Genomic DNA, 26660 nt, shown 5'->3' with positions numbered 1-26660 from the left:
ATGGAGGGGTTCGAATGAGTGCGGATATTTCGGTTGTCATTCCGATGTACAACTGTGAATCTTATTTGCGGGACTGCCTGAAGTCTGTCGCCGATCAGGGAATGAGAAATCGAATTGAAGTAGTAATGGTGGATGACGGGTCTGCAGATAAAAGTGGAGACACGGCCGCAAAGCTTTTGCGCGAATTAGGGCTGAATGGAAAAGTACTGTTCCAGGAAAATGGAGGGGTCAGCCGTGCGCGCAATCATGGCTTGCAGTACTCCACCGGTCAATATGTCACATTTTTGGATGCAGACGATACGTTTCCCGAGAAGGTGCTTTTTCATTTATTTGAACAGGCGGAGCGCACAGGGGCCGCTCTTTGCTACGGAGGATTTGAACAGGTGGATGAAAAAATGGAGAAAACAATCGTTCCGTTTGCCTATGAGTATGTAAGCGGAACAGGTGCCGATGTAATGGAAGCCTATCTGCTGTCGCAGACATGGGTGCGGCTTGGAGCCTTTATTGTGAAAAAGAAATTGGTGGAAGAAAACAATATTTTATTTGCAGAAGGCTGCAAATATGGAGAAGACCAGGAGTTTACACTGAAATGTCTTGCTGTATCACCGGCAGTTGATTTTGTGCCTGTTTCATGCTACCGTTATCGTCAGCACAGCGGTTCCGTTATGAAAAAATTTACTGTTTCATGGTTTCACTACGTTGATGCTATGATTCGCACTGCTGACTTCTGCCGGCAGTATGCGGGAGCAGATGAAACGCTGATGAAATGCTTCAAGAGAAAAATTGAAGAAGCGTATTTTACAACAATAAGAGCACTGCTTTCCCAGAACGTAAGTGGAAAGCAAATTCAGGAAACGATCCATCAAAACGGCTACAAAGCGTTTGTACGCTTGAATTCTGCGAAGATAACAGCAGGCCGCCTGTTTCACTTTATCTTTTTTCATCAGTTTCTTCATGCCGGCGTCGGCCTGTACAAGCTGCGCAACCGGCTAAGAACTATATAAAAAAATGCCTGGCGCTTTTGTGCCAGGCATTTTTAACGGGATTTCCGGTATTTCAAAAATTCAATATACTTTTGAAATTCTTCGAAATCCTCTTTTGTCATTCCTTCCTCAAGCCCGTCCATTAAAACGCTGATCCACTCCTGGTTTTTTTCTTCTCTGCTGTTTTCCTCTTTCTTGTTCTTTTTATCATCTTCTCCATGGTCATTAATAAAGTAGTTAGGAGAAATATCAAGAGCCGCCGCGATCTTGGATATGATTTGAAGAGAAGGATTCGTGGCTGGATTTTTTTCTAAGTAAGATAAATACGACTTAGAAATCTTTGCTTTTTTAGCAAGCTGTGTAATGGAAAGCCCCTGCTGAAGCCTCATATATTTTATTTTAATTCCAATCATTATTTACACTCCTTTGCCTCTCGATAATATTCATTATAACGCACAAAATGAAAATAAAACATGATATAATCGTAAAAAAAGTTGAATTGTTCTTTTTAAAGAACAATTGATTCTTAATACCTATTATCCGGTGTAAACGAATGTGATATACTGTTTTTACCAAAAAAATCGTTCTTTATAAAGAACAAACTTTTGTTTCGGTGTAAATATACGGACAAGATTTCAGTTTACAAATGGAAAACGACCTCCTATAATATTCTTTATAAAGAACAGAGGTTACTTTAAAATAGTGGTTGAAAATGAAGGTGGAGGAGGACAGCCATGAATTACCGTAAAAGAGTTACTACTATGTCGCTGGTGGATACTTTACTTATCTGGACCGCTGTTTACACAGGCTGGCACATCGCCGGAGAAGAAACGGCCAGGCCCGTTTCTTATCAATTAGTGGTGTTCTTTTCATTGGCTGGCAGTTATCACTTTTTTGCTTCCAAATATCAACTATATAAACGGGCATGGTCGTATGCGAGCATCGGAGAAATGACTGCTTTATTTAAAACCATTTTTCTTTCCGTTCTGGGCATGATGCTTGGCGAGTTTTTGTTCGTCCGGTCCGTTACAGCCGATGCTGCTGTCGTTACTTTGCTGCTTCTTATGGCAGGGATGGGAAGCTTTCGTTTTTCCAGCCGGATTATTGGAGAGATGGAGCTTATCAAAAGCAGCCGTAAAAAGAAAACACTTATTGTCGGAGCAGGTTCAGCGGGAATTATGACAGCAAGGCAGTTAGTAAAGGACCGGCAGACCGATTTGATACCAACTGTATTTGTTGATGATGATCTAAGAAAATACCAGCTTCAAATGTTGGGCATTCCGATTGCAGGTACTACAAATGAGCTGGAAGCTGTTGTGAAGCAGTATGGTATTGAGCATATTGTTATTGCTATTCCGTCGCTTTCCCGGTCCCAGCTTGACCGAATCTATCAAATTTGTTTAAAAACAGGCATACAGACACAGATTCTTCCGAGAATTGAGCAGCTGATGCTGGAGCAGGGGCCAATGCCGAAGCTGGAGGATATCCAGCCGGAGGATTTGCTGGAGAGGGAGCCGGTTTATTTAAATACCGATGAGATTGCCCACACGATAAAAGGGAAAACCGTGCTCGTTACAGGAGCAGGAGGATCAATTGGATCAGAAATATGCCGGCAGGTCTGCCGGTTCCAGCCGGAGAGGCTGCTGCTTCTTGGGCATGGGGAGAATAGTATTTATACGATTGAAATGGAATTAAGAGAGCAGTACGGAACGGAAATTGACATTCTGCCGATTATTGCCGATATTCAGGACCGTGACAGGATATTTCAGGTGCTTGAATCATACAGGCCATCTGTTTTATATCATGCTGCTGCCCATAAGCATGTTCCGCTCATGGAGCTGAATCCGCATGAAGCGGTGAAAAACAACATTATTGGAACGAAAAACACAGCAGAAGCAGCAGAGGCAGCCGGTGTCGAACGATTCGTCATGATTTCTTCGGATAAAGCGGTGAAGCCGACAAGTGTAATGGGAGCCAGTAAACGGCTCGCCGAAATGGTTATCCAGTATATGGACACAATCAGCTCCACACAATTTGTCGCTGTCCGGTTCGGCAATGTTCTTGGCAGCCGGGGCAGTGTCATCCCGCTTTTTAAAAAGCAAATTGAACAAGGCGGGCCTGTAACGGTCACCCACCCTGATATGGTGCGTTACTTTATGACAATACCTGAAGCATCCCGCCTCGTTATGCAGGCCGGAGCACTTGCAAAAGGAGGGGAAGTATTCGTATTAGACATGGGCAAGCCGGTTAAAATCGTGGACCTGGCCAAAAATTTAATCCAGCTTTCCGGCTACAGCTTAAATGAAATCGGAATTTCCTACACCGGAATGCGGCCCGGGGAAAAGCTTTATGAGGAGCTGCTTGACGTGGATGAAATTCATGAAGAACAGGTTCATCCGAAAATTTACATTGGAAAGGCATCTATCAATGATATTCGCTGGGTGTATTACGTTATAGAAGAATATTTATCAATGGATGCCCGGTCTCTTTCAGAGCTGCTGCTTGACATTGCGCATCACCGCGTGGCAGGCCGCCAGGCTAATCCTATCGCTGTCAACCAGTAAAGATAAAAGTATAAAGGAGCGTGAGGGAAATGGCCTTTTCTTCAAAGACGGAAAAACGAATTCTTTTATCACCGCCCCATATGAGTGGAAAGGAACAATGGTATGTGAACGAGGCATTCCAGACGAATTGGATTGCTCCGCTTGGACCGCATGTGGATGAATTTGAACGAAAAGCAGCGGCGTACGCCGGGACAAGGGGGGCGGTAGCTGTTAATTCCGGAACGGCTGCCATTCATCTGGCACTTATACAGCTCGGGGTTGAAAAAGGGGATACGGTTTTTTGCTCTACTCTTACCTTTATTGCCAGCGCCAATCCAATCGTTTACCAGGGGGCGGAGCCGGTGTTTATTGATTCGGATGAAGGCTCCTGGAACATGTCTCCTCAGGCACTGGAGAAGGCCTTCATCCAGGCCAAAAAAGAAAATCGGCTGCCCAAAGCGGTAATTGTTGTTCATTTATATGGACAAAATGCCAGAATGGATGAGCTTTCAGCGCTTTGCGGCCATTATCAGGTGCCCATTATAGAAGATGCAGCCGAGTCACTTGGTACAGAATATAAGGGGAGAAAGAGTGGGAGTTTTGGAGAGTTTGGTATTTATTCTTTTAATGGAAACAAGATTATTACCACTTCGGGGGGAGGGATGCTGATTTCAAATAACCTAAAAAAGTTAGACAAAGCACGCAATCTTGCTTCTCAGGCCAGGGAGCCGGCTCCGTATTACCAGCATGAAAAAACAGGTTTCAATTACCGGATGAGCAATATTCTCGCCGGTATTGGCATTGCCCAGATGGATGTCCTGGAGGAAAGAGTGGAGGCAAAACGCGCTCTGTTTGTTCGTTATAAAGAATCATTGAGCCGTCTAGAGGGCTTTCATTTTATGCCGGAAGTAGAGGAAAGCCGCTCTAACCGCTGGCTTACCACATTGACGGTTGACCAGCTTAGTGTCAGCGGCCTGATCAGAAGGCTGGAGGAGGAAAATATTGAAGCAAGGCATGTATGGAAGCCGCTCCACAGGCAGCCTTTATTCCGCCATTGCCGCTACATACCGCACAGCGAAGAAGACAGCGTATCAGACCGCTTGTTTAAAACAGGCCTCTGTCTTCCTTCCGGCACAAGCATGACGAGCCAGGAGCAGGACCGGGTTATTTCAGTTATAGAGCATTATTACAAGGAGCAGTCGCTTAGTTCAATGTGGAAGAAAGCAGTAACTAAATAAAGAAAGGCTGGGAAGCCCTGATGAATGTGCAGGAAAAAAGCATTGTTACGTTTTTGAATACGATTGTTAATCGCTGGTTACTCATCGTTTCTATTACTCTTCTTTTTACATTAGCCGCCGGTATCGTCAGTTTTTTTGTACTGCCGCCCGTATATGAAGCAACGTCAAAGGTGCTGGTCAATGAGGTAGAACCGGCGCAGGGTGAAATTGATCCGGCGACCTCGTTTTATCAAATGGAAACGTCCTTCAAGCTTTTTGATACTTTTATTGTAGTAGCGGGGAGCCCCCAGGTTCTGGATAAAGTGATTGAAAATCTATCGCTCAGTGATTCATATCGTGAGCTGAGTGAAAAAGTATCTATTAATCAAATCGGTGAATCTCTTGCTATTGAACTAAAAGTAAAAGATGAAGATCCCCAGCAGGCACTGCGCATTGTAAATGAAATTTCAGCTGTACTGAATGCAGAAATCAGCAAGCTGTATGGAGAAAACCAGCTTTCTGTTTTAACAGAGCAAAGCCAGGCCGACATGGTGCTGCAGGTCACGCCAAAGCCGTATTTAAATATGATTGTTGCTTTCTTCGCCGGCCTGGTTATCTCGATGGGAGCTGCTTTTTTACTTGAGCATTACGGAAAAACGTTTGCCCGGCGAGAAGTAAAATCAGAAACTCACACCCTTGTAGAAAACAGCGTATTTACAAAAATTAATAAACTTTAAGAAATGGGGAGATCACGGTGAGTCAAATTAGAAAAGCGATTATCCCGGCTGCCGGTCTGGGAACCCGGTTTTTGCCGGCAACAAAAGCGATGCCGAAAGAGATGCTGCCTATCGTGGATAAGCCGACAATTCAATACATTGTGGAAGAAGCGGTTCAGTCGGGCATTCGGGACATTTTAATTGTTACCGGAAAAGGAAAACGCGCTATTGAAGACCATTTTGATCACCACGCTGAACTTGAAAATCACTTAATGGAAAAAGAAAAGATGGAGCTGCTTCGCGAGGTCAGAAACATTTCAAATATGGTCGATATTCATTATATTCGGCAGAAAGAACCGAAAGGACTTGGACATGCTGTCTGGTGTGCCCGGAATTTTATCGGGCAGGAGCCATTTGCTGTCCTGCTGGGAGATGACATCGTGCAGGCGGATGTCCCGTGCACAAAGCAAATGATGAATGTGCATGAGAAAACAGGCGGGTCCATTCTCGGTGTAAAAGAGGTGCCGGCGGAACAGGTAGACAGATATGGGATTGCGGCAGTTCATTCAAACGGCTCCCGCCTTTATTCGGTAACAGAACTTGTTGAAAAACCTCCTGTCGGCCAGGCGCCATCGAATCTGGCGATCATGGGGCGCTATATTTTAACGCCTCGTATTTTTGAACTGCTTGCCCATCAGCAGCGGGGGGCAGGCGGAGAAATTCAGCTTACGGATGCGATTGCCCGCCTGCGGATGGAAGAGACCGTCTATGCATTTGAATTTGAAGGCAAACGGTATGATGTCGGTGAGAAGATGGGCTTTGTCCAGACAACGATTGAGTTTGCCCTGCAAAAGCCGGAATTGAGAAACAGCCTGCTTCAATATTTGAAGGATGTCGTTGCATCAGAGGAACAATCACAGCTGTACAATGAAAAATTCGCCTGATGAGAAGGAGAGAAAATGATGAATCGGAAAAAAGTAGCCCTTTTTTTGCCTTCGCTCGCTGGAGGCGGGGCAGAGAGGATTATGCTCAGCCTGGCTGAGGAATTTGTTCAATCGGGACATGAGGTGGATCTTGTCCTGGCGAAAGCGGAAGGGCCCTATATGGCGCACGTATTGCCGGACATTCACATTGTTGACATGAATTCACCGAGAGTGCTGTTCAGCCTCTTTCCGCTCGTACGGTATTTAAAGGTACACCGGCCCCAGTCTATTTTATCTGCTCTGGATCATGCAAATGTGGTCGCCGTTCTGGCGTCCATGCTGGCTCGAATGAAAACAAAAACAGTGGTAAGCATTCACAGCAATATGACCCATACTCCTTCCGTACCGTCGCGGCGGCTGATTTCAAAGTGGCTTCCGCCGCTGGTGAAATGGAGCTTCATGAAAGCAGACCATGTTGTGGCGGTGTCCCAGGGCGTCTCGGAAGATGCGGCAGCAAAGCTAAAGCTTCCAGAAGGGCGTATACAGGTTATTTACAATCCTGTTGTAGATGAAGAGTTAATTGCCAGATCCAAAAAGCCGGCCGGCCATCCGTGGCTTGATAAAAAAGAGGTGCCGGTTCTGCTCGGTACTGGGAGGCTGTCGCCGGTAAAAGACTTTCCAAACCTGATTCGCGCGTTTGCCAGATTGCGAGAAGAACGGCCGGCTAAATTAATCATTCTGGGCGAAGGAGAACAAAGAGAGGAATTGGAAAAGCTTATTCAGTCAATGGGGCTTGAACAGGATATTGATTTGCCGGGGTTTGTCTCAAATCCTTACGCCTATATGAATAAAGCAGACTTGTTCGTGCTGTCTTCCCGGGCAGAAGGGCTGCCGACCGTATTGATTGAAGCGCTGGCCTCGGGAACCAAAGTCGTTTCCACCGATTGCCCGAGCGGCCCGAAAGAAATTTTAAAGGAAGGGAAATACGGCCCGCTTGTCCCGGTCGGTGACAGTGAAGCTCTATTTCAGGCGATCAGAAGCGTATTGGATAAAGCCGGGCTTCCCAAAAAGGAAGAAGCATGCCAGCCTTATGTAAAACACCACGTTTCCCGCCAATATCTTGAAATCTTATAAAGGCGGTGCTGAAAACGATGAATGTTCCTTTTTTTCTATTGCTCATCACCATTTTCTCCATTCCGTGGGAAAATGCGTTGATGCTCGGGCCATTTGGTACGATTGTCCGGCCGCTTGGCCTGCTTGCGTTTATGATGACGGTGCTGGCTATTATGCGAAATGGACAGTACCGGCCGCTGAATCTTATTCACTACGTGCTGCTTGCCTTTATCCTGTGGAGCGGCTTCAGCATTATCTGGTCGGCGGATCCTGATCTTACGTTAACGCGGATAAAAACATATGCACAGCTGTTTATCATGGTCTGGCTTATCTGGGAGCTTGCCCGCACGCAAACCCAGATGAACATGATTATGCAGGCTTATGTATGGGGGGCATGGGTTTCCGTTGTTGACACAATCTCCAACTATGTATCAGAGGAACAGGTGGCATATGGAAGATATGCGGCGGAAGGATTTGACCCAAATGATCTCGGTGTCATGCTTGCGCTCGGCATTCCGATGGCCTGGTATTTATTTTTAAATCAGAAGCATGCGCTGCTGCGATGGATGAATGCTGCCTACCTTTTATTCGGAATGTGGACCATCAGCCTGACTGCTTCCCGTACAGCATTTGTTGTCGGATTAGTAGCGCTGCTGTATATCCTGCTTACATTTAAAAAGCTGTCTAGAGGAATGAAAGCCGCCATGGCGGTGATCCTGGCTGCTTCCTCGATTTACGTGTACCAGAAAATGCCTGAAGATTCACTGGAGCGGATTGCGACCATTCACAGTGACGTCAGCCAGGGTGATTTAAACGGCAGAGGCTCTTTTTGGGAAGCAGGAATGAACATTGTAAACAGCCACCCGATTATCGGAGTGGGTGCCGGTGCTTATCCAGAGGCGATGGAGTCGCTTATTCAGGAACGAAACCTGAGCCATAACACTCCGCTGTCTATTCTTGCGGAAACGGGACTGATTGGCATGCTGCTTTTTCTGGTAGTACTATTTCTCTTTTTGCGTGTTGCCACAAAAACAGGCAATTTAGAAAGCATGATGTTCCTGACACTGTTAGTCGTCTGGTTTATGGCGACAATGTTTTTAACCTGGGAAATGCGAAAGCCGACCTGGCTGCTGTTTGGCTTGCTCGCGCTTGAATACGCCCGGACGGCAAAGCCGGCTTTGCCGGCCCGTGAACATCCTTTATAAGCGGAAAGGTTGATCCCATTGAATATTCTCTTTTTAATAACCGGATTAAATACCGGCGGAGCCGAAATGCAGGTGTATCAAATGATGAAAACAATGAGAGAGCAGCATGCCGGCTGCCGGACAGTTGTTGTTTCGCTTCTGCCGCTCGGACCGGTAGGCGAAAAGCTGAAGGAAGACGGCTTTCCTGTTTTTTCGCTGGACATGACACGGGGAAAGCCAAGCGTAAAGGCTGTCGTGCGTCTTAATCAAATTTTAAAAGACGAGCGCATTGACCTGGTTCATTCGCATTTGTACCATGCGAATCTGCTGGGACGGCTGATTAAGATGTTTCATTCACGCTTAAAATTGATCAATACCATTCATAACATCCAGATCGGCGGGCGGAGCCGGGAAAGAATGCTGCAGCTGACCAATGGAATGGCCGATTCTATTACGATTATCAGTGAAGCTGCGCGGAATCATTTTATCCAGGCAGGAGCGGTTCCCCCTGAAAAGCTTTTGTTTATACCAAACGGCGTAGATACAAAAATGTACAGAAGCATACCTGCGGTGCGTGAAAAAATACGGGATGAACTGCAGGTTGGAGATGATTTTACCTGGCTGGCTATTGGGCGCCTGGATGAGCAGAAAAATTATCCAAACATGTTTCATGCCTTTGCCCGTGTGCTGCGCCGGACGGCAAATACACGTCTGCTGATAGCCGGTGTAGGGCCGCATCAATCTTCTCTTGAAAAATTGGCGGCTTCTTTAGAAATTGAAAAACATGTTCATTTCCTTGGCTACCGGAAGGATATTCCAGATCTCATGAGTGCTGCTGATGCATACGTTATGTCTTCTGATTGGGAAGGGATGCCGCTTGTTCTTCAGGAAGCTTCCTCCATTGGGCTCCCGATTGTCTGCACAGATGTGGGCGGCAACCGGGAAGTTGTTTTAGACGGGCAGACCGGCTTTATTGTTAAGCCGTCAAGCCCGGTTTCTTTAGGAGACAGCATGATGCAAATGCTGGAAATGAGCACGGCGGAACGAAAAAAAATGGGGGAAGAAGGAAGCCTTTATATGGAACAGGTATATGAGCTTGACCGCATTACGGAACGCTGGCACAAGCTTTATAAACAAGTGCTGCAGCACACGGCAGGATAGGGAGGAGCTTTTATGACTCAGCAGTATTCAAGGCAAAAAGTTGCATTTGTCGCTTCAGTCTACAGGCACTTATCGGCATTTCATATACCTTATATGGACTGGTTTCAGCAGCAGGGCTTTGAAGTTCATGCCTATGCAAGCGAAGATTTTGGAAAAGAACTGCTTGAACAGGCTGGAGTCATTTGCCACGATGTTCCGTTCCACCGCTCTCCATTTCAAAAAACAAATTGGAAAGCACTAAAACAATTAACAGACGGCTTTCAGCACGAACAATTTCAAGTACTTCATGTTCACACTCCTGTGGCCAGCGTGCTGGGGAGGATTGCCGCCAAAAGAAGCCGTATACCGGTTGTGATCTACACGGCTCATGGCTTTCATTTCTTTAAAGGAGCTCCGCTGGTGAACTGGCTTACTTTTTATCCGGTGGAACGGCTGATGGCCAAATGGACGGATTATTTAATTACCATAAATGAAGAAGATTTTAAGCGGGCGCTGGCGTTTCCTGTTCGCAAGGAAGTCATGTTTGTCCGGGGAGTAGGGGTTAACAGAACCGTTTACAAGCCGCAGTCTTCAGAAGACACGGACCAGGCCAGGAAAAGAAAGGAGCTGGGCATAGGGGCAAACGATTTTGTTATTCTTTGTGTCGCGGAATTGATTGAAAGAAAAAATCAGCAGCAGCTTATTAAATCGGTCGCATCGCTTCAGCAGTCCGGCCCGGTTACCTGCCTGCTCGTGGGAAGCGGCGAAGCGGAGCAAAAGCTAAAGAGCATGGTCCAGTCGCTTGGATTAGAGCGTGCAGTCCGTTTTCTCGGCTACCGGAAAGATGTGCCCCAGTTAATAAAAATTGCAGACGCTGTCACGCTGTTATCAAGGCAGGAAGGCTTGCCGAGAGCTCTGATGGAAGGTCTTGCAGCTGGAAAACCACTTGTGGCGACCAACGTCCGCGGCAACCGGGACCTGGTTCGCCACGGTGAAAATGGCTTTATTGTAGAGCTTGACAGCATCGAAGAAACTGTTTCCGCATTTGGCTCTTTACTGAAAGACAGGCAGCTTGCTGAACAAATGGGTGAAAAAAGCCTGGCACTTGCACACTTATATGATCTTGCAACGATTTCGGAGGAGATGGGGATGATTTACCGCAAGGCAGTTGATATTCCTCATACCTATTCAAAACAGGAGGTTATTGGGTAATGCAATTGAAAGTGAAAAGGCTGCTGGATTTCCTCTTTGCCCTGGTGCTTCTTTTTTTGCTCAGCGTTTTATTTATCGGCATTTCCGCTGCGATTAAGCTGGATTCAAAAGGACCTGTTCTTTTCAAGCAAAAACGTCTTGGAAAAGATGGAAAAGAATTTTCCATTTACAAATTCCGGACCATGATAGAAGGAGCAGAGTTTAAAGGAAGAGGCATCTTCCAGAGTGAAAATGATGAGCGAATCACCAAGATAGGGAAAATATTACGGATGACAAGCCTGGATGAGCTGCCGCAGCTTTTTAACATTTTAAAGGGAGAAATGAGCTTTATCGGGCCGCGGCCGCCTCTTACGTATTATCCTTATCCGATTCATGGGTACTCCGAAGAACAAAAAGTGAGATTCCGGTTCCTGCCGGGAATGACAGGCTATGCACAGATTATGGGCCGAAACTCGATAAGCTGGGAAGAGAAGATTGGGTACGACATTGATTATGTGGAAAATTACAGCCTCGGACTGGATATGAAAATACTCATCTTAACGATTTATAAAATATGGAAAAGAGAACATATCCATCATCCAGAAGCCGCAGAAACACGACTTAATCAAGCAAATAAAAAAGTATAGCCGCGAGAAAAAGGAGATGCTTGTATGATTGGCAAAGCAGCAGCCTGTCACTTATTGACTGTGGAAAACCGGGACGGGTGGAATAAGCTTGTGAAAGCTTGCGAAACGCCGGATGTCTTTTTTTTAGCGGATTATTTAGCTTTATATGAGCAGCGTGGAGAAGGAAGCGCCCGCTTATTTGTTTACGAGGAAAGCAGCGAGAACTTCGCTCTATATCCATACTTACTTCGGGAAATCCCGGAAGCTGTTCAGGGAAAAAGCTATTTTGATATCGTAACGCCTTACGGATATGGAGGCCCGCTTTATTCCCATTCATCTCTTCAGAAAGATGGCGGATTTGTTCAAAGGTTTCGGAAAGCATTCAGCCAGTACTGCCAGTCAGAAGGCATTGTCAGTGAGTTTGTCCGGTTTCATCCTTATCTCAACAATGATAAAGGATTAGAAGAATATATGCTGATTACGCCTGTTGGTGACATTGTCTACAATAACCTGGAAATACCCGAGGAGCAGATATGGGAAAACATCGCTTCCAGCAAAAAGCGCCGAATAAAAAAAGCGAAAAAAAATGATGTCGATGTGCTGTTCGTTGACGGAAAAGATATTACACCGGAAGATGTCACGACGTTTCACAGCATTTACACGGAAACAATGGATAAAAAGAATGCATCTCCTTTTTATTATTTTTCACGTTCTTTTTTTCAATCGTACTTTCGAGTGCTCGCACCCTGTGTGACACTTGCGTATGCTGTGCATAGCGGCCGGATTATATCAGTGAATCTTATTCTGGCAGGCGGTGAGTTCGCTACTATTCACTTAAGCGCATCTTTAAAAGAGTTTCTGCCGCTCTGCCCAAACTGTTATTTGCGCTATGAGTGCATTTTGTGGGCGAAAAAAAAGGGCTATCGCTTTATAGATCACGGCGGCGGAAAAGAAAAAGGAGACTCGCTGTTTGCTTATAAACGTCAATTCTCAAACAGCTTGACGGAATATAAAGTCGGCAAAAAGATTCACCTGGATCACATTTACGAAGCGCTGTCCGCCCGGCTTCCGATAGACAGAGAAGGAGAACAGGCTGCGTTTTTTCCTGAATACCGCATGATGACCGGATAAACGAGGGAGGGGGAAATGCCAGTGAAACAGTACGGCTTAGAGAAAAGAGAATGGATGCCGGAGGACCTGCAGGAGCTAACGGTTATGCAGCTGCGGCCGCAGGATATGCCGATGGTTGCGAAATGGACGGGAGAATGGCTTGGCAGCGCCCATCCGCTTGCTTACTCATTGACGGTTTTTTCAAGCTCGGGCTACACCACATTCCTGGAATACCAGCAGGCTATCCCGCCGGAGCATAATCAAACATGGCTGTACGGGGCTTATGATGAAGGCGTGCTGCTCGGCTTTATTGAACTGCGCCGCATAGGGGAGCGGCTTTTTATTAATAATTTTTGCGTACAGAAAGAAGCGCGGGGGCGAAGCATCGGCAGCCTGCTTTTAAGTCATACAGAATATGTGGCAAAGCAGACGGGCGCAGCTGCAGTGGCTCTGGACTGCTTTGCCTGGAATGAGCGGGCTCTTGAAAAATATGCAAAATCCGGGTACACAGAAACCAATAGAATACACTGGTGGACAGGCCGGAATGCGGAATCAACAGGGGGAGCGGCTCCAGCTTTTATCGTAACCGGCTATCCGAATGCAGAGGTAAATCAAAAAGAATTCGGGTTTTCTCAATTTTACGTAGAAACAGACTATGGAGTGTCCCAGGTAAACCGGCTTGGCGATCTGTATTTTCGCGTTCCGGCTGAAGAACCGGACCCTGGCTACTACAAAATTCTTTCACAGCTTGACCGGCATCGGAACCTGTTTATGATTCGCCAGGATGAAGAGGAGCCAGGGGATGGCTGGCGCAGGGTGAGTACCAGTGTGCGGCTTGAAAAGCAATTGAACTAAAATATGACAATGGGGTGAGGGAATGCTATTCAAGGTACTGAGCATCCAGGATAAAGAGCAGTGGCAGTATTATATAAATCAAATGCCGTCTGCCGATATTTATTTTACAGCGGAGTATTGTCACATTTATGAAAACAACCGGGAAGGACAGGCACAGCTGTTCGTTTACGAAGACGGAAGCAGCTGCATATGCTACCCGTACCTGCTGCGGGAAATTGACCGTTCCCGGCTGAATGCAGCTGTTCAGGAAAAGCTGTATGACATTACAACTCCATATGGCTATGGAGGTCCGCTGACGAATATACTGGATGAGCAGGAACGAAAAAGGCACTTTCAAACCTTTCAGCAGGTGTTTAGCGAATACTGCCAGATGCAAAATATCGTAACGGAATTTGTCCGGTTCCATCCTCTTGTCGGCAATCATAAAGATTACAGCGGGGTTTTCCCCGTGTTCAATCGAAATACAGTCAGCCTCACGCTTCAGGCGGACGAAGCCGCGTTAATGGACAGCCTGCGGAATAAAGGGAGAAACCGGGTGAAATATGCGATGAAGCAGGGGCTGACGGTTACCCGGGAAGGGCTGGATCATTTAAACTGGTTTGCCGAAAATTACGCCAAAACGATGGAGAAAAACCAGGCGGACACTTATTACTTTTTTGATAAACAATTTTTTAGAGACACCGTTGAACTGCTGGGCGGCCATTTAACCATATTTGCCGTTCGCTATGAGGAGGAAATCATTGCTTCAGCAATGTTTATGCATTACAACGGGTATGTGTCCTATCACTTAACAGGCTCAAAGCAGGAATATCTGCATCTGGCCCCATCGAACCTGCTTGTCTGGCACGCGGCAGCCTGGTTTGGCAAGCTTGGCTATAAGTCGCTGCACCTTGGCGGAGGATACCAGCAGGGAGACGACCTGCTTCGATTTAAGCGGAACTTCACAAAAAATCCGCTGCTGGAATTTTATATCGGGAAGAAAATTCACTTGCCGGATATGTACGAAAAGCTGACGGAAGGACTGGATGCATCCAGCGAGTTCTTCCCGCTATACCGGCATCCCACATTAGAAGAAAAAACAGAACATGTCATTGTTTAAACAAAAAACGGCGCAAAAAAAAGCGTCGTTTTTTGTATGTGCAAGAAAAGGGATTTCCAATCCACAACAGCGAAAAAATGCCCGGGCGGCTGGTCCGCTCAGGCATTTTAGATTAATAAAGTACGTAGTAGCCGGCCAGCTTTGTGTATTCCTTCCAGAGCATAATTTTGCTTTCAGCGTCATTCCACCAGGCGGTGAATTCATACCGGGAGGGAACACTGAAATAAGAAAGGCTCATGCCGCTGCCCTGAAAGACTTTTTCAAAGATGAATTTTGTGCGTCTCATATGGTAGTCGCTTGTTACGATAACCGCTGACTGGTCGCCGCGCTCCTTCATTAATTCTTTTGTATATGTCGCGTTTGTGTAGGTGCTGTGTGCCTGTTCTTCGGCAATAATATCTTCTTCTGGAACGCCAAGAGCCTCGGTTTTCTGCACAGTAAATGTGCCTGTGTTGGCACGGGTTAAAATAATTTTATCTGCATAATGTTCCTTCCACAAACGGACTCCAGCTTCAATCCGCTCTGTTCCAGGGCTGAGCACAACAATTACATCGGATGGCTCCGGCCGCTCCTCAAGCAGTAAAAGGTCGCCGGCATTCAGCAAAAAAGCGGCGAGAAGACCGGCTCCGAAAATCGAAAAGCCGGTCAACAACCGCCGTTTTTTACGGGTCATCAATGAACATTCTCCTTTCTTTACTCATTGCTTATTCGCTGCCCCCATTTCCTTTTGACGTATTTTTATGAACCGTGGACCCTTGTACAGATTTAAGCGTAATTCCCGAGTCCTTATTATCGAGCAGCTGGTTATACATAACCTTAATGTCGGAAACATCAACGATTGACAGACCGATTCCGCCGTTGTCTTTTACTTCATTCGACTGAATGACAACCCCGCTCTTATCATACAGGCCGCCCCATATATACAGGCCATTTCCTTTGTTTTTGCGAATAATATTCTGAGAAATTTGGTTTTCCCCGATATGATTGATTAAGGAAACTCCGTCCTTTGCATTTTTTTCGATTGTATTGGCTGTAATCAGGTTCGAGGTGGAAAAGTTGACAAAGATGCCTGTCCCATTACCTGAAATAACATTATCGTGGACCGTATTGTTATTGGCCGCCCCGTCGTCCTGGCCGCCTCCAATATAAACGCCGCCTTCTTTATTATTTTGAATAATATTGTTTTCGGCCCTGTTGCCGCTTGCATACACAAAAGCAATGCCGTAGCCGTGATTATCTAGTAATTTATTGTTTAAGAGCGATACATTTTCAAGAGGCAGGTTGAACGGCGGGTCGCGCTCAAGGTCAATGCCCGCTTCTGGTGAAGTGCCATTTGTTTTGGAAAAGGTGTTGTTTTTTACAACGATATTTTTGCCGGCTGTAATCGAAATTCCCTGCCGGCGGTTGTTATGGCCGGTTGATTTTTCGACAACGATGTTCGTCGGATAGGAGCCGCTTTTCGTATCGCCTTCAATAATAAATCCATCTCCCCAAAAATCCTTTGAGATTACACCGGACACAGTGACATGGCTGGAATTGCCACCGATAAAGATGCCATGTCCAAACTCTCCTTCGGTTCCTTTATGCTCATACCGGTCACCGATCAGAGTGCCGCCGCTGATTTTCACGTTTTTCCGATTGTATACAGTAAAAACCCGGTAAATAGGCAGATCATTAGGAATGCTTTGCAGAACCGTTTTGCTGTCCATTCGGATATCAGAGCCATCTTTGACATTCAGTGAGCCTGTTTGCGGGTCTGTGTTGATAAGAAATGTGCCGGCTGGAATTCGGACGATGCCTCCTTTTTCCGCTGCTGCATCAATAGCCGCCTGAATGGCTTTTGTATCGTCTTTTGAGTCATTTGGAACTGCCCCGTAAATCCCGGCATCGAATTCTTCGGGCGGCTTTGTATTATTTTGCCGTTCTGGAACCGGCTGTTCTTCCTGCAGCAGCTGGGCTGTCTCCTGGCCGGTGGCTGGAGGCTCCTTCTGCTGAAGAAGGAGGCCGGCTGCAATCAAAAGAATGAGAAAGGCAAAAGGAACCCATAGCTTATATTGGGAACGAGTTTCAGTATCACGATTCATCATAGTGCCCATATTAATTCACCTTCACGGTCGGCACATCGAGATTTTTCACAGAATACGGTGCTGTTTTTTTTCTGCTGGCGCCGATTTTGCCGACGATGTAAGCGCCAAATGGAAGTTTATTAACTAGATAGACGGTAAACGCTGATAAGCCGATACATGCGAAAAACAAAGCGGGGATTGTAATAAGCTTCGGCATATCCTGCCAGATAAATGAAACAGCAGCGAATAAAGCAAGGAACAGCGGATGGAATAAGTAAATTCCAAAGGAATACTGGCTGATCCAGGTGAAAAAGCGAGGCACTTTTTTCAGCAGCATGGCGTGTGAATAAAGGAAAAAAATCATGCTGGCTGTGAAAAAGAGCATATCGATCCGTTTCGATGAAACAAGCGGCATAATGTCAAAGTGGTAAAGTGAAATGGATAGTAAGCCGAATGCCAGGACAGATACGGTCGTCCAGCGCCGGTACTTAACAAGCAGCTGCTGAAATGCTTCGTAATAATAGCCGCTGTAGAAGGCGAGCGCAAAGTAGAAGACCCATCCTAAAAAGGGAACCCAATAATACTGTGTCCAAATATAATCGGCAAATGGAATATCCAGAGGCGGAACGAAATTAAAGAAGGACAAATAAGCCGTATTAATCAAAAAGGAACCGGCAATTACTTTTTTTGGCGATGCATTTTTTAAATACTGATGGAAAAGCATATGAAGCGCATAGAATTGAAAGATAATCAAAATAAAGTAGCCATGGTAGTCACCGAGCAAAATATGACGCCATGCATAAGTAAAAAACGCTTCTGGAAAAGCGGTGCCGCTGCCTGCCTGCTCAGCCGCTTTTGCTGCCGCATAAAACAGTCCAAAAGACAAGTATGGAAGAAAAATATATTTAATCCGGCTGGCCCAGAACGCTTTAATGGCCCGGTCCCGGTAGGAATATGCAATGATAAACTCGGAAATAAACACAAAGGCAGGGGTTCCAAACGTAAGCAGTACACTAAAGCCGTTGATCGTTTCACTGGAGTCTAAATAGACACGGTCCAGAACATGTAAAAGCAAAATGCTGAGACAGGCGGCACTTCGCAAGATGAATATTTCATTGATAAGCGACCGGTTATCTTTCATAATCACCCCTCCTGATTTTAAAAAACTCTATTCTTTTTTTAGAACGATATGTTCGTTATAAAGAATTTTACTATGCTTATCGGAAAAAGTAAAGTGATTTGCTGGGTTTTCTGCCCTCCGTTTTTTTCCGGCTTCCTGTCAATCTAATTGTTTAATTGTCTGATAAAACTAATTTTTCAGAAAATACTTGTAAAAGAAAGCGGGATTGATTAAGATGAGGTTGATAGGTGAATAAGCGCGGATGACAATTGTGGGAGAGAGCATAAATGCCGCCGACGAAGCAAGTTTCAAAAAACCTTGAAACGAATCTTTCAGGCAGATTGGACTGCAATTGGACGCAGCTCTGGAGAGAGCATGACCGAACATGCCGCCAAAGGGGAAAATCCATTTTGGATTAAACTTTCAGGTAAACGGGACAGAGAAAAGGGGCGATACCTTTTCTCTGTCTTTTTTTATATCAAAAAAGCTAAATGGAGGTGCTTGAGTGATGGAGCTGAAGAAAACGCCGCTTTTTGAAGAATATGAAAAGCACGGAGCCAGAGTGATCAATTTTGGAGGCTGGGCGCTGCCGGTACAATTTACAAGTATCCTAAAAGAGCATGAGGCGGTGCGGTCAGGTGCAGGCATGTTTGATGTATCGCATATGGGAGAGGTGCTTGTTAAAGGGAAAGGGGCGGAAAGCTGTCTTAATTCCCTCCTTACAAATGATTTGTCTTCCCTTTCAAAAGGCAGGGCATTGTACACGGCTATGTGTTACGAAGATGGCGGTACAGTGGATGACTTGCTCGTATACAAAAAGGCGGAGGATGAATGGATGCTTGTTGTGAATGCCGCTAATATTGACAAAGACATGGAATGGATAAAGCAGCACCTTGCCAGTGGCGTAACGGCAGCCAATTTGTCAGAGGAAACAGCCCTGCTGGCGGTACAGGGCCCTAAAGCGGAAGAGGTTTTGCAGGAACTTACGAAAGAAAATCTATCCGCTATCCGCCCGTTCCACTTTAAAGATCATGTTTCCATTGGCGGGGTGAATAACGTACTCCTTTCCCGCACGGGTTATACAGGAGAAGACGGATTCGAGCTGTATGTGGATGCCGCGAATGCTGCTGTCCTGTGGAGGAGGCTGGCAGGAGAAAACGTGACGCTGTGCGGCCTTGGAGCGCGGGATACCCTTCGCTTAGAAGCAAGGCTTCCTTTGTACGGACAGGAGCTGACAGAGGAAATCAGCCCGCTTGAAGCGGGCATTGGATTTGCAGTAAAAACCGGTAAAAAATCAGCATTTCCCGGCCAGGAGGCACTGCAAAAGCAAAAAGAAACGGGTCTTGCCCGCAAAATAGCCGGCATACATATGATGGACCGGGGAATTCCGCGGACCGGCTGCCGGGTTGTTTCGGAGTCCGGTGAGCCGGTTGGATTTGTAACGTCGGGTACCTACTCGCCAACTTTAAAAAAATCAATTGGCCTGGCGCTTGTGCAAGCCGAGTTTTCGGGTGTGGGAACAACGTTTTTTGTAGAAATCCGCAGGAAAAAAGTAAAAGCGGTTGTTGTAGATTTGCCGTTTTATAAGAGAGGAGCCAATTAAATGACATCAACATTCCGATATTTGCCTGACACTGAGGAAGATCAAAAAGAAATGCTGTCGTTTTTAAATATGGCATCGATTGATGAGCTTTTTTCTGATATGCCGGAATCCATTCGCCTGGACGGTGAGCTTTCCATTCCGAAGGCAAAATCCGAGCCTGGTTTATGGAAGGAGCTTCAAAAGCTGGCCCGCCGGAATATGACTGCCAGCGAGCTGCCGACATTTCTTGGTGCCGGAATATATGATCATTACATCCCAAGTGTTGTCCATCATATGATTTCCCGCTCGGAATTTTATACTGCTTACACGCCCTACCAGCCGGAAATCTCCCAGGGGGAGCTGCAGGCAATATTTGAGTTTCAAACAATGGTATGTGAGCTGACAGGAATGGATGCTGCGAATGCTTCCATGTATGACGGCTTTACCGCTCTTGCCGAAGCGGCGTCTCTGGCAGCGGCGTATACAAAACGATCCAAATTCATCGTTTCACAGGCTGTTCATCCAGAAGCGCGGACTATTTTAAACACAACAGCAGCAGGTCCCGGTTATACAGCAGAAGAAGCGATTCTTGCCGGAGATATAACAGATTTGGATGCCCTGAAACAAAAAATGGATAGTGATACGGCTGCCGTTATCGTCCAATATCCCAACTTTTTTGGTTCCATTGAGGATTTAAAAGAAATAAATGAGATAGCGAAGAAACAGGGCGCCTTCCTTGTGGTGAGCGCCAATCCGCTTGCTCTCGGCCTTCTGCAGCCGCCGGGGAGGCTTGGAGCAGATATCGTCGTTGGCGATATGCAGCCGCTCGGTATTCCGATGGCATTTGGCGGCCCTTCCTGCGGTTATTTTGCTGTCACAAAAAAGCTGATGCGCAAAATTCCCGGACGGATTGTTGGCCAAACAACGGATGAAAAAGGAAACCGCGGCTTTGTTCTGACTCTGCAGGCGCGCGAACAGCATATCCGCCGTGACAAAGCGACATCAAATATCTGCTCAAATCAGGCGCTGAACGCGCTGGCGTCTGCTGTTTGTATGACGGCACTTGGCAAAACCGGGCTGCGTGAAATGGCACGGCTGAATTTTGAAAAAGCGGATTATGCAGCGGAATTGTTTAAACAGAAAGGATTTCCTGTTCTGAATAATGCGCCCTTTTTCAACGAGTTTATCATTGAGCTTCCCCGGGCAGCTGAAGATACACAGAGCAGATTAATTGAACACGGATTTATCGGCGGCTTTAGCCTGGACAGCGATTACGGGCAGCCGAATCAGATGCTTGTTGCTGTCACGGAGCAGCGGACAAAAACGGAAATCGACCAATTTATCGAAGTGATGGAGGGGATGGGCCGATGAGCAATTACAATAATCTTATTTTTGAAATCAGCCGCCCGGGCCGTGTCGGTTGCAGTCTTCCCGAGCGGGATGTAGATGCCGTGGATCTTTCGGAAAAGCTGCCGGCGCATTTAATTCGGGAGGAAGCGCCGGAGCTTCCGGAAGTATCCGAGCTGCAGCTTGTCCGGCATTATACGGCACTCTCAAATAAAAATCATGGAGTGGATAATGGCTTTTATCCACTTGGCTCCTGCACGATGAAGTATAACCCGAAAATAAATGAAGATGCGGCCCGTCTGGACGGCTTCAGCCGTATCCATCCTTATCAGCCAGGGGAAACGGTACAGGGAGCGCTTCAGCTTTTGTATGAGCTGCAGGAGGATCTGGCGGCCATTACCGGCATGGATGCTGTTACGCTCCAGCCGTCCGCGGGCGCCCAGGGCGAGTGGACCGGACTTATGATGATCAAAGCCTACCATGAGCAAAAAAGTGAAAAGCGCACAAAAGTGCTCGTGCCCGACTCCGCGCACGGTACCAATCCAGCCAGTGCGGCAGCAGCCGGATTCCGCACAGTCACCATTCCATCAAATGAACACGGCCTTGTAGATGTGGAAGAGCTGAAAAAGCATGTCGATGATGATACAGCAGCTCTTATGCTGACAAACCCAAACACACTCGGCTTGTTTGAAAAAGACATTCTGGATATCGCCGGGATTATCCATGATGCAGGCGGTCTCCTGTATTATGACGGCGCCAATGCAAATGCCATTTTAGGAAAAACAACACCGGGCAAAATGGGCTTTGATGTTGTTCACTTAAATTTGCATAAAACCTTTACAACACCGCACGGAGGGGGCGGGCCGGGAGCAGGGCCGGTGGGCGTTCATAAAAAACTGATTCCTTTTCTGCCGGTGCCCCGTATTGAAAAAGAAGACGGGAAGTTTGTATTAAAAACAAATGAACCGCTGTCAATTGGGCGTGTGAAAGGCTATTACGGAAACTTCGGTATTTTGGTCCGTGCGTACACGTACATCCGCACAATGGGACCGGCCGGGCTTCGCCAGGTATCAGAAAGCGCCGTGCTGCACGCAAACTATTTACGGAAAAAAATAGAACCATATTTTGTGTCGCCATATGAGCAGGTGAGCAAGCATGAATTTGTGCTTTCAGGCTCTAAACAAAAAAAGCTGGGCGTACGCACTCTTGATATAGCCAAGCGGCTGCTTGATTTTGGCTATCATCCGCCTACGATTTATTTCCCGCTTAATGTGGAAGAGTGTTTGATGATTGAGCCGACCGAAACAGAATCGAAAGAAACTCTTGATGCCTTCGCAGCTGCCATGATTCAAATTGCAAAAGAAGCAGAAGAAAATCCCGATATTGTTTTAAATGCCCCTCATACAACAGTGATCGGCCGGCTGAACGAAGTAAAAGCGGCGCGGCAGCCAATTGTCCGCTGCGAAAAAAAGAAAGCTCAGCCATGAATATCATCCTGACCGAAGCTGCCCGGCAGCAGCTGCTTGACTGGCCCATTGAGGAAAACGCGGTAATAAGACTGGATGCCAATGTTTCCGGAGGATGCGGTATGGCTGTTCAGTTCTCTATTGTGCTTGACGAGCCTCGCCGGAATGATACGGCTTATGACTGCGGTCACGGTATTTTCCTCTGTATGGATCTCTTCACAAGGCGGTATTTGGAGGAGGAGCTGATCATCGACTATACAAATGCTTCAGGGTTCAGCTTTGCCGATTCGTTTGGCTCGAGCTGCTGAACGCCTGGATGTCTGCTTTGAAGAACGGCTTCCTTCTGGCGGCCGTTTTCAAAACAGCAGGCACGCGGCTTTCAGTCTTTGTAAAAAACAACGGCTTGATACCCTTATCTTTTGTTTGTTTAAAGAAAAAGGAAAATGGAACAGGCATAATACGAAACCGTTAAGGCTTTCTTCCTGTTTTTTAATTTATATGTTTGAAACCGCTTGCAAACGTATATACATAAATAGTTGTTATCTTTATGAAGGAAGGTGGCTTTAAATGGGGGAAAGAGCATGGCCGTTTCATTCTTTTATAGGTATGATTCAACCCGAGCAAAGTTCGGAAGATATTTATGGAAAAGGATACGTATACTCGCCGAAATTATTTGCACATGATTATGAACACTTTGGAGGCGATTTACTTAGTCTTGAAGCATTAACCGGACGAGAGCTTGGGGTAGCCGGAGAAATGCCGGTTATTTGCCATGAAGGCACTGTAACGCCTGGTGCCGTTCGTTTGCTTGAAAAAGCGGGTCTGCATTTGCCGTCTTTCCGTTACACGTACCGGAACGACAAAGAATATGTATCTATTTTGCAGAAGTTGTCTTTGCAAGGCAAAAAAGTTATTTTTCAATACCCGCATCCTCCTGAAGATGCTCCGGCACCTCTTTATTGGGTTGATCCATCTATCATTGCTTATTTAAGCGATAAGCGCAGTATTCCGGCTCTTGTTCCTGCGGAGCATGTTCCGCCAAGAAGAATGGTAAGCCTGGATGAACTGCTGGAAAATACGCCGCCTATGCCTTTTATTTTAAAAACAGGAGACGGACGCCCTACATCCGGCGGGTGTGGTGTGCTGTTTATTGAAAGAAAGGAACAGCTTTATAATATAAATGAAGATTTTGGTGACTTATCAACCATCATTTTAGAAGAATATATAGAATACGAGCGGAATTTTGGTTTTCATTATGCAGCAGACCAGTTTGGCAATGTCCGGTTTTTGGGCAAGTCTGAACAGGTCGTCAATCAGGATAACTGCTTCCGCGGCAGCTGGATCAGCACAGAAGCGGCTCCATTCGAACGAGTTGTTGAAGCAGGACTAAAGGTTATGCAAAATATCGCGGCAGCGGGGTACACAGGAGTAGCCGGTTTTGATGTACTGATCCGCGGAGATGAATTTTATTTTATTGATTTGAATGTGCGTTTTAATGCTTCCTCATGCGGCCTTATGCTTTATGAAACTATACGCGGCTTATCTAACAAGCCATCTGTCCGGCTATCCTGCCTTGAATGGTACGGCTGGTTCGAGGAGGGGCTGGCAGTTGTTGAAAAGTACATGGATCAGGAACAATTTATCCCGCTCAGCCTTCTCGATGCTGCCTGCGTAGAGGGTGCTGAAGGTCCATCAAAAATTATCGGGCTTGTCCTTGGCCGGGATGATCAAGAAGTAGAGGATATTTTAAACTGTATGGAGTATGACCAATTAACGCAAAGAGAGTAGAAGAAAAGCTGTCCCGGAAACTGGGACAGTTTTTTAAATGAAAAAGCAGAAAATTAGATTATTTCGTGTTGTACAATGGAAATATGTCTGGCATAATGCAAGTATATTACTTGGAAGTAACATTTATGTTTATAGTAACTGCTAAAATAGCAGGCATAAATAGTAATCTGGTTAATATAATAGTTTCATGAAAGAAAAATAAATTCTTAATAAAGCAGCCAGAAAGCACTTGCCAGCTATTTTTACCGGTAAAGGCAGGGAAGAAAGGATGAAATTAAAGGAGCGGAAAGCATTGGACAAATCTGGAATGGATCTGGAATGGATAGAGTTAATGAAGCAAGCGAGAGAAATAGGTCTAGAGCCAGATGAGGTGCGGCATTTTCTGAAATGCGGCCAGAAAGAAGAAAAGAATCCTCTATTTAAATAGGGGATTCTTCAGCTTGTAGACAAAGTCATTTACTTTATAATGGAACAAATGATTTTACAGACTGTACCCCGAAAAAAGCGTATGAGAACAGTGCTTAGCCCGGGTGAGTGAAGCGGAGCTTCGCGTTCCATGGGGCCGGCGCTGAGCTCGTCTCCGCCTGCCGGCTCCACCGATCTCAGCTGCCCTGCTAGTCCCATTGGAGTCTACGCCCCGCGCCTGCCGCCGAAGACTCCCGCAGGACGAGCGGACAGGGTGAAACAGGCAGCGCAAAGCGATGGCTGGTTCAGCGTTCGCCCTGCAGGAAAGCGTAGCCGGCAGACCGCAGCCCCTGATACTTCTTTTAAAGTTTCTAGCTGATAAAAAGAAGATAATTTTAACTCAAAAACGGAATATCCTCTTGGCGAATCTCTTTCCCATTTGGGTATGTTCTATACAGCAGCAAAGATAGCTGTGCATAGAAATACTATGGTCCATCTGCGTTAAATTTAAATGACAGTTTTATAAACCGGTTTGTTTTCTGAAAACAACTCAAGCTCGAGCTTTTCCTCGCTTAGATAAAGAAAATTTTGAGAATGGGTTTTTTTGCCGGCTAACTGGGAATATGTTTTTCTGTTCACTTTTAAGAATCCATTCAACAAGCACAAAGAATCGTACTTAGGCCTTCTTTGTTCAATATAATGTACAAACCAATGTCTTTTTTTTGAGATATAATTTTTATCGCCTATTTTGTTCTTTATCAAGAATAAAATAGGTGATATTGCCTATTAATTTAGCAATCTACACGTGTTATAATCACCTCATAATTGTTCTTTAAATAGAACAAAGGGCGGGGTGGTAAAGATAAACGTTTTATATATTGCACAAAAACGTCCATCTTTCGACGGGTCAACTGATCAAATTAGGGCGTATCAGCAAATTAACAGTCTGCTAAAAAGAGATTATTTTGTATATTGCCTATTTCAGAAGAATGATTCGATTTGCCTTGTAGAGGGAGAAGAGCTTATCCACTGCGGAGCGGAATGTATTTATACGGAAAAAACAGGCTCTCTTTATTTTGCTATGTTGAAAGCCTACTTATTTAAGCGTTATCCACTAAATGCAGCACAGCATTCGTTTCCGGAAATCCGGAGAATAATTAAGCATATCAGGCAGGAAGTCTGCTTTGACATTATTCATATTCAATCCAATATGGTACATAACTTCCCTGATATAGACAGCTGGATAGAGCCTGTTGTTGTCGATTACGTCGATCCGATTCGCTTCAGCCAGGAAAGGCGTTACAGGTGGACAAGCCAGTTAATTGAAAAAGCCGCCAGACGAGGCGAACTGGGACGAGTTCGAAAATATGAATCTTTTTTAAAAAAACGCGGATTGAATCATATTATTTCACCCGGGGCGGATCAACGCCAGGTGGCACCAGTCACCATTGAAAAGCTCGACATTGTGCCAAATTATATAGAAGAATCGCTTTTTGCAGCTGATCTCCGTATTCCGAAGGAAAGAGCTATTATTTTTTCAGGACCGATCAATGAACCGGAATACGCGGACGCAGCCATCCGCCTTGTAAAAGATATTTATCCAGGGTTAAAAAGATCTTTTCCAGAGCTCAAATGCTGGATCGTGGGGACTAATCCTTCTCCTGATATACAAAAACTTCTTACAGAAGAGGGAGTATCTTTAATAGAAGAAAAAGAACGTATACGCACATCTGTAAGCAAGGCCGCGGCTTATGTTTGTCCGCTTCGATTCGGCTGCGGACAAAAGCACTTTCTATTGGAAGCGGCTGCTATGGGCTGCCCGATTATCCTGAGCCATACCGCAAACGAAGGCATTGAGTTTATAAGCGGAAAAGAAGCAATGCTTGCTGAGACGAATGAACAGTTTATTGTTAAAACAAAAACCATTCTTTCAAACCAGGTAATCCGATTGGTAACAGCCAGGCAGGCTCAACTATTTACTTACACTTTCTTCTCTGAAAAGCCGGTAATGAATCAGCTGGTGAACGTATATGCGAAAGTGATAAAGCAGGCAGAAGGTGATAATGGCAGAGAAGAGCAGGCACAGAAACAGGGATAAATTCAATATATAAAATGAGGCAAATAGATGAACATAAAATATTTTAAAAAGTCTGACAACACGCTGTGATGTTTCTATATGAATAAAA

General features: G+C 45.8%; 24 protein-coding genes, 1 pseudogene and 2 riboswitches. Of the genes and pseudogenes, 21 read left to right on the top strand and 4 right to left on the bottom strand.

Going from position 1 to position 26660, the window contains the following annotated elements; genetic code table 11:
- Positions 1-14: 14 nt before the first annotated feature.
- Positions 15-1004 carry a glycosyltransferase family 2 protein gene (locus VP98_RS06415; RefSeq protein WP_046174506.1) on the top strand — a complete coding sequence of 330 codons (990 nt, stop codon included), beginning with the start codon at positions 15-17 and terminating at the stop codon, positions 1002-1004.
- Between the two features lie 32 nt (positions 1005-1036).
- Here the strand turns inward: VP98_RS06415 and VP98_RS06410 are convergent, their stop codons facing one another.
- Positions 1037-1396, bottom strand: coding sequence for a helix-turn-helix domain-containing protein (locus tag VP98_RS06410; RefSeq protein WP_046174505.1), 360 nt, complete (start codon positions 1394-1396; stop codon positions 1037-1039).
- A 321-nt stretch (positions 1397-1717) separates the two neighbouring features.
- Between VP98_RS06410 and VP98_RS06405 the strand changes: the two genes are divergently transcribed.
- The 13 genes and pseudogenes from VP98_RS06405 to VP98_RS06350 all read left to right on the top strand — a co-directional run bounded on the left by VP98_RS06405 (position 1718) and on the right by VP98_RS06350 (position 14700).
- Positions 1718-3547: a polysaccharide biosynthesis protein gene (locus tag VP98_RS06405; RefSeq protein ID WP_046174504.1), complete on the top strand. Its 1830-nt coding sequence runs from the start codon at positions 1718-1720 to the stop codon at positions 3545-3547.
- A 29-nt stretch (positions 3548-3576) separates the two neighbouring features.
- Complete coding sequence (locus VP98_RS06400; RefSeq protein WP_046174503.1) at positions 3577-4764, top strand: DegT/DnrJ/EryC1/StrS family aminotransferase; 1188 nt, start codon at positions 3577-3579, stop codon at positions 4762-4764.
- Between the two features lie 20 nt (positions 4765-4784).
- Positions 4785-5480: a YveK family protein gene (locus tag VP98_RS06395; protein ID WP_046174502.1), complete on the top strand. Its 696-nt coding sequence runs from the start codon at positions 4785-4787 to the stop codon at positions 5478-5480.
- Positions 5481-5497: 17 nt separating this feature from the next.
- Positions 5498-6403: a UTP--glucose-1-phosphate uridylyltransferase GalU gene (galU, locus tag VP98_RS06390; protein ID WP_046174501.1), complete on the top strand. Its 906-nt coding sequence runs from the start codon at positions 5498-5500 to the stop codon at positions 6401-6403.
- Positions 6404-6421: 18 nt separating this feature from the next.
- Positions 6422-7516, top strand: coding sequence for a glycosyltransferase (locus tag VP98_RS06385; protein WP_046174500.1), 1095 nt, complete (start codon positions 6422-6424; stop codon positions 7514-7516).
- 17 nt (positions 7517-7533) lie between these two features.
- Positions 7534-8700 carry an O-antigen ligase family protein gene (locus tag VP98_RS06380; protein WP_046174499.1) on the top strand — a complete coding sequence of 389 codons (1167 nt, stop codon included), beginning with the start codon at positions 7534-7536 and terminating at the stop codon, positions 8698-8700.
- 66 nt (positions 8701-8766) lie between these two features.
- On the top strand, positions 8767-9840 hold the full coding sequence (locus VP98_RS06375) for a glycosyltransferase (RefSeq protein WP_046174685.1): 1074 nt from the start codon (positions 8767-8769) through the stop codon (positions 9838-9840).
- Positions 9841-9852: 12 nt separating this feature from the next.
- A pseudogene (locus VP98_RS19430) lies at positions 9853-10305 on the top strand (glycosyltransferase); the annotation flags it as partial.
- A gap of 54 nt (positions 10306-10359) precedes the next feature.
- Positions 10360-11031, top strand: coding sequence for a glycosyltransferase (locus VP98_RS19425; RefSeq protein WP_407919207.1), 672 nt, complete (start codon positions 10360-10362; stop codon positions 11029-11031).
- Positions 11031-11657: a sugar transferase gene (locus tag VP98_RS06365; RefSeq protein ID WP_046174497.1), complete on the top strand. Its 627-nt coding sequence runs from the start codon at positions 11031-11033 to the stop codon at positions 11655-11657. Before VP98_RS19425 ends, VP98_RS06365 begins: the two co-directional genes overlap by 1 nt.
- A 24-nt stretch (positions 11658-11681) precedes the next feature.
- Positions 11682-12767 (top strand): GNAT family N-acetyltransferase, encoded by a 1086-nt coding sequence (locus VP98_RS06360; RefSeq protein WP_046174496.1) that lies wholly within the window; start codon positions 11682-11684, stop codon positions 12765-12767.
- A 21-nt stretch (positions 12768-12788) separates the two neighbouring features.
- Positions 12789-13601 (top strand): GNAT family N-acetyltransferase, encoded by an 813-nt coding sequence (locus tag VP98_RS06355; RefSeq protein WP_197076561.1) that lies wholly within the window; start codon positions 12789-12791, stop codon positions 13599-13601.
- A 22-nt stretch (positions 13602-13623) separates the two neighbouring features.
- Entirely contained in the window at positions 13624-14700 is a 1077-nt protein-coding gene (locus VP98_RS06350; protein ID WP_046174494.1) for a lipid II:glycine glycyltransferase FemX, read from the top strand.
- A 112-nt stretch (positions 14701-14812) separates the two neighbouring features.
- On the opposite strand, the gene VP98_RS06345 is transcribed toward VP98_RS06350, so the two are convergent.
- The 3 genes from VP98_RS06345 to VP98_RS06335 are packed head-to-tail and all read right to left on the bottom strand — an operon-like array spanning position 14813 to position 17907.
- Positions 14813-15373 carry a YdcF family protein gene (locus tag VP98_RS06345; RefSeq protein ID WP_046174493.1) on the bottom strand — a complete coding sequence of 187 codons (561 nt, stop codon included), beginning with the start codon at positions 15371-15373 and terminating at the stop codon, positions 14813-14815.
- A 31-nt stretch (positions 15374-15404) separates the two neighbouring features.
- Positions 15405-16796, bottom strand: coding sequence for a right-handed parallel beta-helix repeat-containing protein (locus VP98_RS06340; protein WP_046174492.1), 1392 nt, complete (start codon positions 16794-16796; stop codon positions 15405-15407).
- Between the two features lies 1 nt (position 16797).
- The gene (locus VP98_RS06335) at positions 16798-17907 is read right to left on the bottom strand and encodes an acyltransferase family protein (RefSeq protein WP_052712154.1); all 1110 of its coding nucleotides are present in this window, start codon (positions 17905-17907) and stop codon (positions 16798-16800) included.
- A 241-nt stretch (positions 17908-18148) separates the two neighbouring features.
- A riboswitch (glycine riboswitch) is annotated at positions 18149-18245 on the top strand.
- Between the two features lie 3 nt (positions 18246-18248).
- Positions 18249-18328: riboswitch (glycine riboswitch) on the top strand.
- Positions 18329-18394: 66 nt separating this feature from the next.
- Between VP98_RS06335 and gcvT the strand changes: the two genes are divergently transcribed.
- From gcvT to VP98_RS06305, 7 genes are all read left to right on the top strand, one after another.
- Positions 18395-19489 (top strand): glycine cleavage system aminomethyltransferase GcvT, encoded by a 1095-nt coding sequence (gene gcvT, locus VP98_RS06330; RefSeq protein WP_046174683.1) that lies wholly within the window; start codon positions 18395-18397, stop codon positions 19487-19489.
- The gene (gene gcvPA / locus VP98_RS06325; RefSeq protein WP_046174491.1) at positions 19490-20839 is read left to right on the top strand and encodes an aminomethyl-transferring glycine dehydrogenase subunit GcvPA; all 1350 of its coding nucleotides are present in this window, start codon (positions 19490-19492) and stop codon (positions 20837-20839) included. It begins immediately after the preceding gene.
- Positions 20836-22302 carry an aminomethyl-transferring glycine dehydrogenase subunit GcvPB gene (gene gcvPB, locus VP98_RS06320; protein WP_046174490.1) on the top strand — a complete coding sequence of 489 codons (1467 nt, stop codon included), beginning with the start codon at positions 20836-20838 and terminating at the stop codon, positions 22300-22302. Before gcvPA ends, gcvPB begins: the two co-directional genes overlap by 4 nt.
- Entirely contained in the window at positions 22299-22589 is a 291-nt protein-coding gene (locus VP98_RS06315) for an iron-sulfur cluster biosynthesis family protein (protein WP_046174489.1), read from the top strand. The genes gcvPB and VP98_RS06315 overlap by 4 nt, the downstream gene beginning before the upstream one ends.
- Positions 22590-22848: 259 nt before the next feature.
- Positions 22849-24069, top strand: coding sequence for an ATP-grasp domain-containing protein (locus tag VP98_RS06310; protein WP_046174488.1), 1221 nt, complete (start codon positions 22849-22851; stop codon positions 24067-24069).
- A 268-nt stretch (positions 24070-24337) separates the two neighbouring features.
- Positions 24338-24496: an anti-repressor SinI family protein gene (locus tag VP98_RS18520; RefSeq protein WP_082087860.1), complete on the top strand. Its 159-nt coding sequence runs from the start codon at positions 24338-24340 to the stop codon at positions 24494-24496.
- An 831-nt stretch (positions 24497-25327) separates the two neighbouring features.
- Positions 25328-26572 (top strand): glycosyltransferase, encoded by a 1245-nt coding sequence (locus VP98_RS06305; protein WP_046174487.1) that lies wholly within the window; start codon positions 25328-25330, stop codon positions 26570-26572.
- Positions 26573-26660: the final 88 nt, after the last annotated feature.

Source organism: Domibacillus indicus, assembly GCF_000970685.1.
Taxonomy (GTDB): domain Bacteria; phylum Bacillota; class Bacilli; order Bacillales; family Domibacillaceae; genus Domibacillus; species Domibacillus indicus.
The sequence above is the reverse complement of the archived record's forward strand: the minus strand, read 5'-3'. Positions and strand labels throughout refer to the sequence as shown.